This window comes from Leptolyngbya sp. PCC 6406 (genome assembly GCF_000332095.2).
Lineage (GTDB): Bacteria > Cyanobacteriota > Cyanobacteriia > Phormidesmidales > Phormidesmidaceae > PCC-6406.
This window is the reverse complement of record NZ_KI913951.1, coordinates 62,713-75,782: the sequence shown is the minus strand read 5'-3', so window position 1 is coordinate 75,782 and position 13,070 is coordinate 62,713. Positions and strand designations below refer to the sequence as shown.

The 13,070-nt window shown below is 52.0% G+C and carries 14 protein-coding genes; 9 read left to right on the top strand and 5 right to left on the bottom strand.

Going from position 1 to position 13,070, the window contains the following annotated elements; translation table 11 throughout:
* Positions 1-24: 24 nt before the first annotated feature.
* Positions 25-1,332, bottom strand: coding sequence for an NF041680 family putative transposase (locus LEP6406_RS0225840; RefSeq protein ID WP_008311722.1), 1,308 nt, complete (start codon positions 1,330-1,332; stop codon positions 25-27).
* Positions 1,333-1,663: 331 nt separating this feature from the next.
* On the opposite strand from LEP6406_RS0225840, the gene LEP6406_RS29820 reads away from it, so the two are divergent.
* Entirely contained in the window at positions 1,664-2,137 is a 474-nt protein-coding gene (locus LEP6406_RS29820) for a hypothetical protein (protein ID WP_008311720.1), read from the top strand.
* A gap of 76 nt (positions 2,138-2,213) precedes the next feature.
* Here LEP6406_RS29820 and LEP6406_RS0225825 read toward each other — a convergent pair whose 3' ends face one another.
* Both LEP6406_RS0225825 and LEP6406_RS0225820 read right to left on the bottom strand, forming a co-directional pair.
* Positions 2,214-3,302, bottom strand: a complete 1,089-nt coding sequence (locus tag LEP6406_RS0225825; protein ID WP_008311718.1) for a ParB/RepB/Spo0J family partition protein — start codon at positions 3,300-3,302, stop codon at positions 2,214-2,216.
* A gap of 18 nt (positions 3,303-3,320) precedes the next feature.
* The gene (locus LEP6406_RS0225820; RefSeq protein ID WP_162160924.1) at positions 3,321-4,112 is read right to left on the bottom strand and encodes a ParA family protein; all 792 of its coding nucleotides are present in this window, start codon (positions 4,110-4,112) and stop codon (positions 3,321-3,323) included.
* Between the two features lie 457 nt (positions 4,113-4,569).
* Between LEP6406_RS0225820 and LEP6406_RS31765 the strand changes: the two genes are divergently transcribed.
* Together LEP6406_RS31765 and LEP6406_RS0225815 are read left to right on the top strand one after the other, a co-directional pair.
* On the top strand, positions 4,570-4,899 hold the full coding sequence (locus tag LEP6406_RS31765; RefSeq protein WP_008311714.1) for a DUF433 domain-containing protein: 330 nt from the start codon (positions 4,570-4,572) through the stop codon (positions 4,897-4,899).
* A gap of 8 nt (positions 4,900-4,907) precedes the next feature.
* Positions 4,908-5,258: a DUF5615 family PIN-like protein gene (locus tag LEP6406_RS0225815; protein ID WP_008311713.1), complete on the top strand. Its 351-nt coding sequence runs from the start codon at positions 4,908-4,910 to the stop codon at positions 5,256-5,258.
* A 432-nt stretch (positions 5,259-5,690) separates the two neighbouring features.
* On the opposite strand, the gene LEP6406_RS0225810 is transcribed toward LEP6406_RS0225815, so the two are convergent.
* The gene (locus LEP6406_RS0225810; RefSeq protein ID WP_263971277.1) at positions 5,691-6,593 is read right to left on the bottom strand and encodes an NAD(P)-dependent oxidoreductase; all 903 of its coding nucleotides are present in this window, start codon (positions 6,591-6,593) and stop codon (positions 5,691-5,693) included.
* Positions 6,594-6,769: 176 nt separating this feature from the next.
* On the opposite strand from LEP6406_RS0225810, the gene LEP6406_RS0225805 reads away from it, so the two are divergent.
* The 6 genes from LEP6406_RS0225805 to LEP6406_RS0225785 all read left to right on the top strand — a co-directional run bounded on the left by LEP6406_RS0225805 (position 6,770) and on the right by LEP6406_RS0225785 (position 11,265).
* Positions 6,770-7,666 carry a LysR family transcriptional regulator gene (locus LEP6406_RS0225805; RefSeq protein ID WP_008311711.1) on the top strand — a complete coding sequence of 299 codons (897 nt, stop codon included), beginning with the start codon at positions 6,770-6,772 and terminating at the stop codon, positions 7,664-7,666.
* Positions 7,667-7,856: 190 nt separating this feature from the next.
* Positions 7,857-8,264, top strand: coding sequence for an ArsR/SmtB family transcription factor (locus LEP6406_RS34580; protein WP_071992364.1), 408 nt, complete (start codon positions 7,857-7,859; stop codon positions 8,262-8,264).
* Positions 8,173-8,763 carry a hypothetical protein gene (locus tag LEP6406_RS0225800; RefSeq protein ID WP_008311710.1) on the top strand — a complete coding sequence of 197 codons (591 nt, stop codon included), beginning with the start codon at positions 8,173-8,175 and terminating at the stop codon, positions 8,761-8,763. Before LEP6406_RS34580 ends, LEP6406_RS0225800 begins: the two co-directional genes overlap by 92 nt.
* Before the next feature lie 431 nt (positions 8,764-9,194).
* Positions 9,195-9,875, top strand: coding sequence for a Uma2 family endonuclease (locus LEP6406_RS0225795; RefSeq protein WP_008311708.1), 681 nt, complete (start codon positions 9,195-9,197; stop codon positions 9,873-9,875).
* A 258-nt stretch (positions 9,876-10,133) separates the two neighbouring features.
* Entirely contained in the window at positions 10,134-10,835 is a 702-nt protein-coding gene (locus tag LEP6406_RS0225790; protein ID WP_008311706.1) for a Uma2 family endonuclease, read from the top strand.
* A 118-nt stretch (positions 10,836-10,953) separates the two neighbouring features.
* Positions 10,954-11,265, top strand: coding sequence for a hypothetical protein (locus LEP6406_RS0225785; RefSeq protein WP_008311705.1), 312 nt, complete (start codon positions 10,954-10,956; stop codon positions 11,263-11,265).
* Positions 11,266-11,329: 64 nt separating this feature from the next.
* Here LEP6406_RS0225785 and LEP6406_RS0225780 read toward each other — a convergent pair whose 3' ends face one another.
* Positions 11,330-13,054: a DUF262 domain-containing protein gene (locus tag LEP6406_RS0225780; RefSeq protein WP_008311703.1), complete on the bottom strand. Its 1,725-nt coding sequence runs from the start codon at positions 13,052-13,054 to the stop codon at positions 11,330-11,332.
* Between the last annotated feature and the right edge of the window lie 16 nt (positions 13,055-13,070).

Here is a 13,070-nt window from a genome sequence, read left to right as displayed (position 1 = left end):
AGCGATTTGAGGGCGATCGGAGAGCTAAGCGACCGTTTGCGACGTTTTTTTGGGTCGACTAGGGCGTTTTCTGACCGTGGGATAGCGAGGTTTGCGGTTACGGTTTTGACCTTTGGGCCACCCAGGGGACTTTCCACGGGGTTTGGGAGCCTGGGCGGGAGAGCCCAACCGGGCTAAAAGTGAGGCAATGGAATCAGCGACCCGTCCGGGGGTAAGGATAGGCAGCTTTTTCTGCCAGGGCAGAGGGGCATCCTGCACAAGGTCTCGGGCGAGCCAGAGTTGCCAGGTGGCCAAGGGCATCAGATCGCTCCAGCGCTCGGCGGCTTTGGGTTCACCGAGTTTGGGCACCATCCAGTGAAGGCGCTGCTTCAAGAATCGGTACCAGTGCTCTAGGGCAAAGCGTCGCAGGTAGCGTTGCCAGAGGTGCTCAAGGTCGGGCATCGTGTCGCCGACCCAGACTAACCACAAGGGGCGAATCGAGCGGGGCTGGCCGTCCTCACCAAGACGTTGAACCTGAATCAGGGTCATGGGATGCGGGGCGGCTTGGCGAAAATGCATCTGGTGCCAAGCGCGCACCCGCACAGCACCCAATTTCGGATCCACAACCGTCAGGTCTTGGTTAGGCTCTGGCCAGGTTGCGGGGTCATTAGGCTTGAAACAGTCGCCATGAACTCGGGGCCGTCCCCGACCTGAATAGGGGGGCGGGGCACCCCAGAGATTGCGGTTAGAGCGCAGACGCATCAGCTTGTCGGCCTTAATGTCCGCTGTTTTCAGCACAAAGCTGGCACAGCCATATTCGCTATCCCATAGGCTCAGCGGACGATGGGGTAAGGACTGGCACACTTGTCTGAGTTGAAAGGCGGCTAAGCTAATCGGGCTCTCCCAACTGGTGATCCGCTCATGGCGTAGGGGCAGCGCCCAACTGCCTTCGGCTTCAGGAACCCACGCTAAGGTGCTATACCCTTGACCTAGACTCACCGGACCTAAACTCCCGCCCCCATTGGCCTGATGCTCATGGGTGCGCTCCCGTAACCGTTTCGCCTCTGGCCGTGGCCATCCGGTATGGTCTCCCGCTAGCACAATCGGGCCATCGCTCGGGAGCTGCTCCAGATAGAGGCGCATCAGCCGTTGCCGTTGCGGGCGACTATCTTGCAGGGCCTCATAAGCACTCGGCCACTTTCGTCGAAATAGCGGGGACTGCGAGAGTTCCACAAAGCTAGAGAGATGACGGCTGGTCAGCACCGCATCAACGAGTTCAAAGGTTGCGTCGCGTGCCCGGCCCAGATACTTATGGGCGCGGTGCCGGAATCCATACAAGCTATCGTAAGTCATAGGCCGGTGCCGAGATGGGTTGTACTTTCTCAGCTTCGGCTAAAAAGCGGCCCGAGCCTTGCTCTGCCGCTTTTTTCTATGGCTTTAGTCTAAACTCCAGGGAGGAAGAAGACCAAGGCAATCCAGGTGGGGCCACAAAGATTCAGACTGCCTCCCCTGGCACCCCTCCATCGGCCCACCCCCTAGCTGCCGGAAAGCTGATTGATGATCTATAGACAGATCCTCCTCTCTGCTCATTCAGAGGCGACAGAGACAGTTACAAAGGGCCATCGCATCAAGCCATGCTGGACGATCCCATCTGGGAACCCTAATGCCGTAGCAGTGGCGAGCAGTGGTCAACAAGGCCAAGACTGCCTGTGATGTGTCGAGCCACGCGATTACTGACCATTTTGTTAACGTCAACAAAATGGTCGAACTTGGCTCAGGGAGCCAAAGACAGGTCTATGACATCATGCTGACCCGCTACGCCTGCTACCTAATCGCCCAAAATGGTGATCCTCGGAAGCAAGAGATCGCCTTTGCCCAAACCTACTTTGCGCTTCAGACTCGACGAGCGGAGTTGATCGAGCAGCGGTTATTAGAAGCCGAGCGAGTTTCAGCCCGCAAGAAGTTGACGGATACTGAAAATACAATTTCAGCCGAGCATGTCACCAATAACCAAGCGGTACGCCAAACCCTTCTAGATAGGGGAATTCGGCCTGAGTCATTGCTACCTGACGAAGATGTCAAGAAAGTGGAGCGTAGGTTGGCATCAGAAGAGAAAAAGTCTCTCAAAAAACCCGACACGTTGGAGAGTGACTCTTGAATTTCCGTCCTCCGCTCTCCGTTCTCCGAATCACCATCGGCGGGTAGGGTGCCAATCTTGGCCTGGAGAATCGATATTACTCCTGACCCTGAAGTGCCGCCAAGAGTTCATCAGCTAAGGATTGTAGTCGCTGAAATTTCTTCTTCAGCTTGGCATCGGATTGGATCTGCTTCCAGGCTTTCTGACTGTAGAGCTTCTGAGCAGATTGGCGGAACTGCTGGGGGGGATCGCCTTCGGCCCCGCCATCTGCATGGGCATCAGCCTGCTTCAGTTCTTTCACCCGCTCTAGCAGCTCACTTTTAGCCAGTCCCCCTTCGGCCTCTTGCAGCAAGTCCGCCTGAACCTCAGGGGGTAAGTTAGAGCGGCGAATCACATCCGCCTTGGAAAAAGCAACCCGCCCCTCTCGCACCGCTGCCAGCAGATTCTCCGGCATCTTTTGTACGGCAATCAGGCGATTTGTCACGAAGCTTTCCAGGGTCAGACCAAACTGAGCAAAGATTCGGTCAATTTGGGCGAGGGTATCCAGGGTTATTATTCCGGAATAATAGTCCTCCATCTCCTCAACCACCTGCTCATCATCCAGGCTACGGGCACGACGCAGATTCTTGATTCGGATAAGGGCTTGGGAGAGACTTTCGGCATCCAGGGCAAACTTTAGGCCCATAAGGGCAATGATGCTGTCGGTCTCCTCCACCAGGCTCAGATTCTCTCGAATCAGGTTGGAGATCAGGGCAATTTCTAGGGCCTGCTCATCATTGAGGTCACTCTCAACTGCGGGCAACGTCTCTAGGTTCAGGGCTTTGCTACACCGCCAGCGGCTCTCCCCAGAGATAATTTCCAGCTTATCGTCAGACCCCCGACGAACTAACAGGGGTTCTCTCACCCCCACTTTGGCAATGGATTGCTTGAGTTTCTCCATGGCCGTGGGATCGAAATATTTCCGGGGCTGGGTTAACCCCTGCCGCAGACGGAGGGGCACAAATTCCTGGATTGGGTACTGCGGCACCCCTGCCCCAGTAGCTGGGGCTTGCTGGAATTCTTCGATCTGCTGCCGGAGCTGGGCAATCTCTTCATCCCGCTGCTGAAGCTGTCCAGCCTGGGCCGCTCCCACTTGCTGGAATTTTTGAAAGATGGGTTGTTGAGTTGCCTGACGTTTCTGGGTCATGGTCTTACCTGTATTTCTCTACCGCAGGTCGATAAGGGCTTGGGCAATTTCTTTGAAGTTCTGATTGGCTTTGTGGCCGGGTCGATAGGCCCGCAGCGGCATTCCCGCAGCGGCAGCATTACTGATTTCAGCGGAGTCCTTGATGTAGTTGAAGCAATGAACCCCAATCTGACTCAGCAAGGCGGGTAAGGTGGGAAACCCCTCGTCAGCGGGCTTTCCGGTCAACCCTAGATTGTCCCTATGGAGGGCGCGATCCTGCACCCGGTTGGGGACAATGCCCAGGATGCTGGGGGCAGGGCGTAGCCTGAGCTTGTCAGACTTTTCCATCACCCAACCCAACAGGGTCGCAGCGCTCATCATGTCTTTGGAATCAGGCTGGATGGGAATGATGACAAAATTAGCCGCCGTGAGGGCGATCTTATGGGCGAGGTCAATGGTGCCAGGGCAGTCAAAAATCAGGTAGTCATAGGGGAGCGGATAATCCTCCAAGCGATCGCGGAGAATTTCAGTCTTGCGATCGGCGGTGGAAAGTTTTTCAATTAGCTCACTCAAGGACTCGTCGCCCAGGAGTGCCTGAATACCTGCTTTTTCCCAGCAGTCATACAGGGGCCATGCACCCTCGAAGTCATCCTCAAAGATGCAGTCAATCTTTCCATCTGGCCCTGGGTTCTCCCCCCCCAGACCTACGAAGGTTTTTAGTGAGGCGTTGGGATCGAGGCCAAACAGGCAAACTGAGAAGCCTGCCGAGAACAGCTCGTAGCCGACATTGACCGCCAGGGTGGTCTTTCCCGACCCCCCAGCGTTACTCATCAAGGCGACTCTGATTTGGTTTTCAGTCATTTCCTTGCCGTTGAGACGGGCTATTATTCTGGAATAATAGGGGCACGCATGGTGCCAATGCCCCCATGGTACGGCAAAAGATCGCAGAAGAAACAATAAGCTGGGTGCTTTGGATTAATCGCCAGAAATACTACAAAAGGTAGATATGGCAATGGTTTCAGATCTTTTGGGTTACAGAATAAGCACAAGTCGGAGATGAATTGCTCCAAGCACTCGCTATTGAACTGCTGGGTGCTCTGTGTGATAGGAATAGTGCCTCAGACGAATAACATCTCAAACCTGGTTGAGTAACTTCTTGGGACGAGGTTCTGCTTGCATGGGTAGACTGCCTGAAAAGAGATGATGAACAAACTCTAAACAGGTTCAGCCTAGAATCGGAGGGATGATTATACTGAGTCATTGTGTACATGAGCAGGAAGGTTTATCCATGAGCCTTGCTTTAGAACGTGAGATCCCGCCTCTTCGCGAAGACGAAACTGGAGTGATTCGAGTTGAAAATTCAAGGGTTTTACTAGAGACTGTGATCCGAGCTTTTCAAGATGGCGCGCCTCCTGAAGCTATCGTTCATCGTTACTCGACTCTATCCTTGTCTGATGTATACAACACAATCGGTTATTATCTTCGACACCGAGATGCTGTAGAGGTGTACTTGAGTCAAAGAGAGCAGTTGGCTGATGCTGTACAACAACGTTTAGCTGATATTCAGCCCGATTTGAGTTCTATCCGTGCTCGGTTATTATCTCAACGGAATTCGTAGCGGCGAATATGCTGAGTTTGTTGAGTGACGAAAATTTCAATGGCGACATTGTTCGAGGATTAATGCTGCGTCAACCCAATCTTGATTTGCTTCGAGTTCAGGATGTTGGTCTGCGAGAGGTAGACGATCCAGCCATCTTAGCCTGGGCGGCAAGTAATGGGCGTATCCTGCTCACTCACGACCGGGCAACGATGCCAGATTTTGCTTACAACCGCCTGGTTAGAGGAGAACCGATAGCAGGGATGTTTGTGGTCAATGATCGAATGCCTGTTCGACAAGCGATCGACGAATTGCTGCTGCTGCTAGATTGTAGCGAGCAAGCAGAATGGAAAAATGTCGTGTTGTATCTGCCGCTGTAAGAGCATACTTAAATTAAGTCGCATCGCGTCATTTACCGTATCTCCTGAACCATAGGGCTTTATTGTGTTGTGCCAATTCGCCTCAGAGATTCGGCCTTCTATGACGTTTCTGTCTGTCGGCTCGCACTTTTGCCCCTGGCTTCCTCCTCGCGAAGACGACCTTGCCTTAAGCTAGGGGTTCTCCATCTCTCGACGCCTATGACTTGCGAGCATTTGGATGGCTGGTTCTCCCACGAGGACTTTCACCCCATTAGCTCACGCCCCTACTGGGCGTACACACTATGTTGGTGCAGCGGACTAAACTAAGCTGCTTGCGGCGTTGCAAAGGTTATTAGCAGCCGCTGACCATAACCGTTAGCTTGCTTGATTTTCGGGCATGGCAATTATTTGACTTTTTTCTGGTGGCGTCCAACTTGTCAGTAGCCAGGACATTTAGACAAAAAGTTGACCAATACCTGTAATGTTTTCATTGCCATAACCATGCGCGATAGCAGCTCGGTAAATATCAATCACAGCGCTTGAGGTAGGCAATTCTGCCGCCAAACCTTGGGCAGTTTGAAGCACATATCGAAAATCTTTCTCGACGAGAGTGATCGGAAATAGCGGCGCATGATTTTGTGCAACGATCAAACTGCCAGCACCCTTGGCAGCCATGCTCAGAACAGGTAAATCTCCCAAGCATTCCATTGCCTTGCTCGGTTCGATTTCATGCTTAGATAACATCCCTAACAATTCCGCCAAGGCTGCGACCTGAATACCAAACAGAGCATTCACAGCGAGTTTCATCGCCATACCTTGACCCACGGGGCCGACACGCTGAATTGTTGTGATTCCGGCAGCACTCAAAATTGACTGTACTTGATCTAAAGTAGCTATCTCTCCACCCACGAGTGAAATAAGTTTTCCAGCTTCTGCTTGAGAGCGAGAACCGACCACAGGCGCATCCAGAAAGCCGACTTCGCGTTGAGTAATGATTTTGTTCAGTTCTCGTACCCAATCCACGGTCAACGTACTCATCTCAATGGCGACTTTGCCCGGTGTTAATTCCCAGGCTGCACCCGTCTCAGGCGCAAGCCACACTTGGCGAGAACTCTCGTCATCCGTCACCATACTGATCGCCACATCGCTTTGTTCAACAGCCACACGGGGGGTTGTGGCAAACACTGCACCTTGTTTGATCAAGGGTTGTGCTTTTTCAGAGGTGCGGTTATAAACGACTACTGAATAGTCTGAATTTAAGAGGTTCTGAGCAATTCGTGAACCCATTGCACCCAAACCGATTACTGCCACTGTTTTTGTGTTCATTTTTCCGATCTCCTGTGAGCAGTCTTTCAAGATGACCTCACTATAGTCACTGCCAAATCAACAATAAATACGAATTCATGAACTTATCTCGTGCAAATTTCGCACGAATATCCCATGACCCATGCTCGTAAATCCGTGAATCCTGTTATTCAAATAAAAATCAATGTTTATAATGCACGAATAGGGTGAGGTCTGTACACTTAGCGATGGAACTATCTGTTCTGCAAACCTTTGTGGATGTTGTCAAGCAAGGCAGCTTTGCGGCGGTGGCACGGGAGCGCAATGTTGATCCTTCGTCAGTATCACGGGCGATCACAGGTTTAGAAAAAGAACTTGGTATCCGCTTGCTCCAGCGCACAACGCGGCAATTGTCTCTCACAGAAGCCGGGGTGACGTATTTTCAGCGGATTGAACCACTGGTCAAAGAGATGCAGCAGGCGATTGATGTGGCGGTTGATATCTCTGGCCAACCGAAAGGAACGCTGCGGGTTACAGCATCTGTTGCTTTCGGGCTGAAGTCCATTGTTCCGCTATTGCCCAACTTTCGATTGATATATCCTGATCTCGTGATTGATCTAGTGCTAACAGATACAAACGTTGATCTCTTTGCAGAACATATTGATCTTGCAATTCGACTAGGTTTATTAGCGGACTCAACGTTGATTGTCCAACAATTGCTGCAAACTCGTTATTCTGTCTGTGCAAGTCCACAGTATCTTAAACAATCAGGGTATCCTCAATGTCCTAGTGATATCACAAACCATAACTGCCTCCTTTTTCCCTTAGCAGGATTCCGCTCTAAGTGGAAATTTAGAGATATCGAGCAAAACGAAAGTGAAATTCTTGTTCAAGGAGATACGATTATCTCGAATGCGATCGCTCTTCAGCAGTGTGCAATCACAGGAATGGGGTTGGCGTTACTACCGCACTGGCTAATTGACGACGATTTACGGAACGGGAAACTAGTCAATGTGTTTCCAAGTTACGATGTAACGGCAACGGAGTTCAGTACCGCCGCTTGGTTGGTTTATCCTTCTCGCGCCTATGTTCCACTCAAAGTTCGCGTGTTCATTGATTTTCTCAAGCAGGCTATTTCGGGTTAGGTGTGCGCTTATGGATTGAATATTGCCGCCAGCTAACCAGTCGATGAAGCAGACGGGCGAAAGATTCTGTATCACCCAGTTTTAAGAGCATGACAATTTGGGTTAATACACCTCGGCCTCCTGAAATTACAACCTAGATTAGTAGCAATACGCTTGACAGTGCCTTTGCCAGGATCCATCATTCAACCACATGATTGATTCAAGTATTACCCTCAATAAAATTTTTGCTGCTCTCGCCGACGTGACACGACGAGAGATCCTTGAACGGGTATCGAGAACAGAGTGTACTATCAGCGAATTAGCGGAACCCTATGCGATGTCCTTGGCCGCGATCGCAAAGCACATCAGTGTGTTGGAGAAAGCCGGATGTAAAGACGGCGGCAGTTGGCACATGGCTGAGCTGGCAAAGCAATTCGTAAGATTTAGAGGGAATAGCGTCCCACAGGACAGTCCTGACACCGCTAGGAAACCCTGGTACCATACAAGCGACTCCACCCACCCCACCCATGGCAGAGCGCTACCTAGAGCAGATCAGCATTGGCGATCGCCTTCATCCTGCCCAAGAAGCCGAGGGCTCCCGCCTCACCTGGATGGATAGCGCCTGCGAACTCCACATCAGCCTCAGTAACCTCAACGCCGCAGAGATCCGTGGCGTTGAGCGGGGTGTATTTGAATTTGGCCTCAACATCATTGAGCAGATGCCCTTTGTCTGCTACCGAATCTTGGAACTCCTACCCACCAAAGGTTTCGGCAAGCACATCCAGGCCAAGGTGGTGCTGCCGTGGCAGGAATGCCCCTTCCACCTGTCTCGCTTCGATCCTGACGTGCTGCCCCACTTCGATGAGTTCAGGGCCGAACCCGACGCTCGACTCGCGATCGCCACCATCCTCACCACCTGGCCCGGTATGACGGTAAAGGGGCTGCGGTTCTTTACCCTGTCTCCCTTCTTTACCCAAAGGTTGATCGACGCGCTGCTAGGGACGGCGGCGGCCTACACGCGAGAGAGCTATGCCGATGCGGTGACTCGCATCTATCAGGCGTATCCTGTTAACAGCATTGGGGAGGGTTCACGGGTGCGGTGTAAGTCGGGTGACTGAGATTCTGGGCATCCTTGTCCTCTGTCCTGTAAGACAGTCCTGAATCTGCCCCAGAGCACATGAGCCATCTTCACAAGCTTCCAGGTGCTACCAATGCCGCTTCTATGCCTACAGCCTTTATCTGGTCTGTGCTGAACATCCCTGGGGTGTAGAGGGCGAGTTGGTGCTAAATCTGGCGCGATCGCGCTATCAGGGGGTTGGATTGCGGTCTCTCATCTGGGTGGCCGCGATGCCGCGATGGGGACTATGCCTTTAGACTCCACAGGATGAGGGGTCACCTCCACCACAGGATTCCGCGCAGCCATAGGGAAACCATAGCCCCATTTTGGGGCCTTCCATTACATGAAAGTGGTTTGTGGGTGCTAAAGTCGAGTTTCAATTCGACTAAAGTCAGCGCGCAGTCGAGCAATCGCCTTGAGAGGTAATCCCTGATGGTCAGCTCAGCACAAACCATTAATCACATTCCTCCAAATGATGGGGGAGTTCTACAACTTCCTTTTGTGGTTCTTCATAACGTCACCTGGCAAACCTATCAGGCTCTCCTTGCTGATATGGGAGAACATCGCTCTGCTCGACTTGCCTATGATCGTGGCACCCTGGAAATTAAGATGCCATCAAAATTACACGAGCTGATTAACCGGCTATTAGAACGCATTATCACGACATTGACAGAAGAACTAGGGATGAATGTTCTCTCTCTCGGATCAACAACGTTTGATTCCGAAGAAGTAGAACAAGGAGTCGAGCCAGATTCTTGTTTCTATATTCAGAATGCTGAGCGAGTCAATCCCGAAGATCCTGTCCCTCCAAAAGATTTTCCACCCGATTTAGTGGTTGAAGTAGACATTACTAGTTCGTCGCGATCGCGCCTGAATATCTACAAGTCCATGGGCGTACCAGAAATCTGGCGTTATAACCGTCAGGGGTTAGCAATTTTGCAATTGCACCAGCGGGAATATGTTGAGTGTAAATACAGCTCAATTTTTGCGTTACTTTCAGCAGAAAGTCTTGAAAATCTTCTGGAGCGTGGCAAGCAATCTAACAATCATAATAGCCTGATCAATGAACTACGCATGTGGTTACGGAATCAAAATAATAGGACACCTCAATAAATTAGCTTTAGTTGCTAAGTAGGTCAGCGTATAAAGTTCGAGGTGTGTTACGAACAGTAAACCCTCTTAGATCCTTGCACACAGACTGTTTCAGGTGCTCAAGTACGTGTTCACAAGCCTCGGATTAATTAACCTGACCTACTTAGTGCATCGTTGGGTTCATCCTTGGATTACCCATTTCCTACATAAAATGGGGCGGGTAGCCCGTCATCGCTACAATACAGCTATCTCGCAGAAGTCCCGACGCGGTGACCCGCAATGGTGCAAACCCTTGTAGACAGCACAACACTCTATCCTGATTCAGACGGTAAGCCAATGGCCGACAACACCCTCCAGTATCGGTGGATTGTTCGCCTGGTTACGAATCTGAAGCAGCTTCTCCAGGGGCAAACAGCTTTAGTGGCCGGGGATCTGCTGTGGTATCCCGTTCAGGTTGATGAGCCCCCAGTGCCAGCCCAGGCACCGGATGTCATGGTGGTGTTGGGACGGCCCGATAGTGATTCCCCAGGGGCGACGTTCCACGAACGCGGCAGCTACAAACAATGGGAAGAGGACAACATCGCGCCGCAGGTTGTCTTTGAAATTCTCTCCCCCAGCAACAGTGCCCGCGAAATGCTGGCGAAGCAGGGGTTCTACCGCAAGTACGGGGTCTTGGAGATGTTTTTCTACGACCCGGATTCCTTCGACTTTTGGGGCTTAGTCCGATCCGCCCCTAACGAAGACCTGACCCCCATCATGCGGATGGATTTTCCCTGGGCATCTCCCACAATGGGCATCCGTTTCGAGATGTTTGAGGACGGTCTTGCCATCTTCCATCCCAACGGTGAACGCTTCAAAGATCCCAGGGAGTTCATTGAGGAACGCAACCAGGCCCAGCAGGAACGCGATCAGGCCCAACAGGAACGCGATCTCGCTTTTGCCAAACTCCTCGAACTCGGCGTTGACCCAGCAGACCTGTAGCTAAGCGATCGCACCTCTTAGGGAACGCAATTGATTTCATTTTTTGTCGTTTGGTTTTCTGCCAATCAAACGACAAAGATGATAGAATTGTCGTGTCAAAGCAGTGCAGCCAAACGATATGAACGCCCTTCACCAGGCCATCGAAGAACTGCGTACCCACCGAGATCGCATTGAAGCCAGCGGCCCGATCGCGCCATCGGGGGTTTGGATCGAGGTGTATCGTCCCGGTGGCCGGGAGGTGGACTATGCCCGACTCAAGGCGGAGAAGGCAATGTGGGGCAAGTCGCGCAGCAGAGGATTACAGCGGGTGGGGTCGGCTGACCATCGGGATTGGCAGCAACGGATTCGGCGACGGGATGCCTTACTGGAGATTGAGCGGCGATCGCTGGCGATTCAAGCCATGCTGGATGCCCCCATCTGGGAGCCCTGAAGGAAAGCGCGATCGCGAAAAGCACCCATCAGCAAAAGTCTGATCTGAATCCGGCCTTAAGCCGCTAAGAATCAACAAAATTTATCCGCCAAATACTGGCTGCTACGTCCGCTAGGTGCTTTTGTCGGGCCTCGATCTTCGTCTCATCCCAGGTTTCATAGCGCTCTGCGATCGCATTCGTAATCTGAAAATCACTCGTCTCATAAACCGCTCGTTTGGCGGCATAGTTCGCATTCCCCAGGTCTCGATTGCGATTGGTCTCTAAGGGCGTCATGTTACCCAGGCGATAAATCAAGCGGTTTTGCTTGGCCTCCTCAATGTCAGCCCAGTCTTCTGAGGGTTTTTCTGGCAGGATGTGCTCCAGATTATAGGTCTCACTTTCAAAGTCAAAATCTTGCCCTGATCGCTGTCGTTCAATTTCAAACAGGATATAGCGCACCACTTTCTTGTTCCGGCTGCTGGTCGTGCGGAGTTCTTTTTCCGAGAAGGCCCCTTTGAACTGGCGATCGTCTGGATAAACTCGCCGCAGGGCTGCTTGGACTGCCTGATAGCTCCCATAGGTGCCATCAGAGACTTTCCAGGCAATGTCGTTGTAGAGCGTCTCCTGCTCATGGGTCGGCAGGTTGCAGATGACGTTATAGCGCAGCGAGATTACTGCTATGGCCCGAAGAATGCGCGTAAAAGAGGCCCGTTCAGCATCAAAGAAGCGTTGATAAGAGGCCAGCAGCATTGCCAACGGCTGGCGCACACCAAACATTACCAGATGCTTCAGGGCTTGGCGCTCGTCTACATCCCACCGGGCATCTTGGGAATCTCGCAGGGCTGAGTAAATATCGGCGCAGTAGTCGAGATCCCGCACCAGGGTAAACGCCCCCTCACGGGTCGTAATATGTCGGCGAATGGCCTTAAACAGGTCGGTCTTACGCACCAACCGATTTCGGCTGTTCCAAAATACCCGCAGAAACTCTGGAAAGCTTTCACTCCCCAGCAAGCCCACAATGCGCTCCCACCGCTCTTCCAGGGACTGGATTTCAGTTTCGTGGGTTTCCCCAGTGCTGATTAGAGAGAACAAGTAGTTCTTCAGTAGGTCGGTTGCAGAAAGGCGGACGCCTCGGGCATTGAGGGTTTCAAAGACCTTAAAGGCGTTTAGCTCATCGGTAACGGTAATGACGGTGAAGAACAGTTTGTCCACCAGAGAATCAATAAAGGCCGCAAAGTTTTGCCCACTGTTGGGCTGCATACCCAAGCGGGCTTTGAGGCGGTCTTTGAACCAACCAAAGGCTTTGCGGAGTTGGTGTTCTGAGGCATTGAGTCCCCGTTGGGGAATGCGTTCTAGAGGCACCAGATAAGTTTGGTAGAACCGATTGTTGTGGCGATTGAGTTCCAGCTTAGAGCGCGGCACCAGACTCACGGGATCGACATAGCCGATGTAACTATTTTGGAGTTGCTCTTTGCGGCGACGGTTATTGTCAGCATCTAGGTCAGCAGCGACCAGATCGTCAAGGTACGACAGACCCGCCAAAACCATAATGCTGATGGTGGTCATCCGCTGCTGCCCATCAATGATGTCAAAGCGCTTGCTGTCGGACGATTGCAACACCAGGTAGCCCATATAGTGGGCGGGTTCACCATCTTCCTCAAAAAGGCCAATGATGTCCTGCCAGAGATCATCCCATTCGTCTTCGCCCCAGGAATAGTCGCGCTGAAAGGGAGGGACATGATAAGTGAGGCCATTACCCAGGAGTTGGCGGAAGGTGGAGTTGGTGGTGTTGAAGTTCATGGTCGCCATTGGCCATCTTCCTGAG

Excerpts from the sequence above, each read along its gene's own strand:
- LEP6406_RS0225790 (WP_008311706.1), top strand. The coding sequence starts at position 10,134 with ATGGTGCAAACCCTTGTAGACAGCACAACACTCTATCCTGATTCAGAC.
- LEP6406_RS31765 (WP_008311714.1), top strand. The coding sequence starts at position 4,570 with ATGAGCCTTGCTTTAGAACGTGAGATCCCGCCTCTTCGCGAAGACGAA.
- LEP6406_RS0225840 (WP_008311722.1), bottom strand. The coding sequence starts at position 1,332 with ATGACTTACGATAGCTTGTATGGATTCCGGCACCGCGCCCATAAGTAT.
- LEP6406_RS0225795 (WP_008311708.1), top strand. The coding sequence starts at position 9,195 with ATGGTCAGCTCAGCACAAACCATTAATCACATTCCTCCAAATGATGGG.
- LEP6406_RS0225815 (WP_008311713.1), top strand. The coding sequence starts at position 4,908 with ATGCTGAGTTTGTTGAGTGACGAAAATTTCAATGGCGACATTGTTCGA.
- LEP6406_RS34580 (WP_071992364.1), top strand. The coding sequence starts at position 7,857 with ATGATTGATTCAAGTATTACCCTCAATAAAATTTTTGCTGCTCTCGCC.
- LEP6406_RS0225820 (WP_162160924.1), bottom strand. The coding sequence starts at position 4,112 with ATGAGTAACGCTGGGGGGTCGGGAAAGACCACCCTGGCGGTCAATGTC.
- LEP6406_RS0225805 (WP_008311711.1), top strand. The coding sequence starts at position 6,770 with ATGGAACTATCTGTTCTGCAAACCTTTGTGGATGTTGTCAAGCAAGGC.
- LEP6406_RS0225785 (WP_008311705.1), top strand. The coding sequence starts at position 10,954 with ATGAACGCCCTTCACCAGGCCATCGAAGAACTGCGTACCCACCGAGAT.
- LEP6406_RS0225780 (WP_008311703.1), bottom strand. The coding sequence starts at position 13,054 with ATGGCGACCATGAACTTCAACACCACCAACTCCACCTTCCGCCAACTC.
- LEP6406_RS0225825 (WP_008311718.1), bottom strand. The coding sequence starts at position 3,302 with ATGACCCAGAAACGTCAGGCAACTCAACAACCCATCTTTCAAAAATTC.
- LEP6406_RS0225800 (WP_008311710.1), top strand. The coding sequence starts at position 8,173 with ATGGCAGAGCGCTACCTAGAGCAGATCAGCATTGGCGATCGCCTTCAT.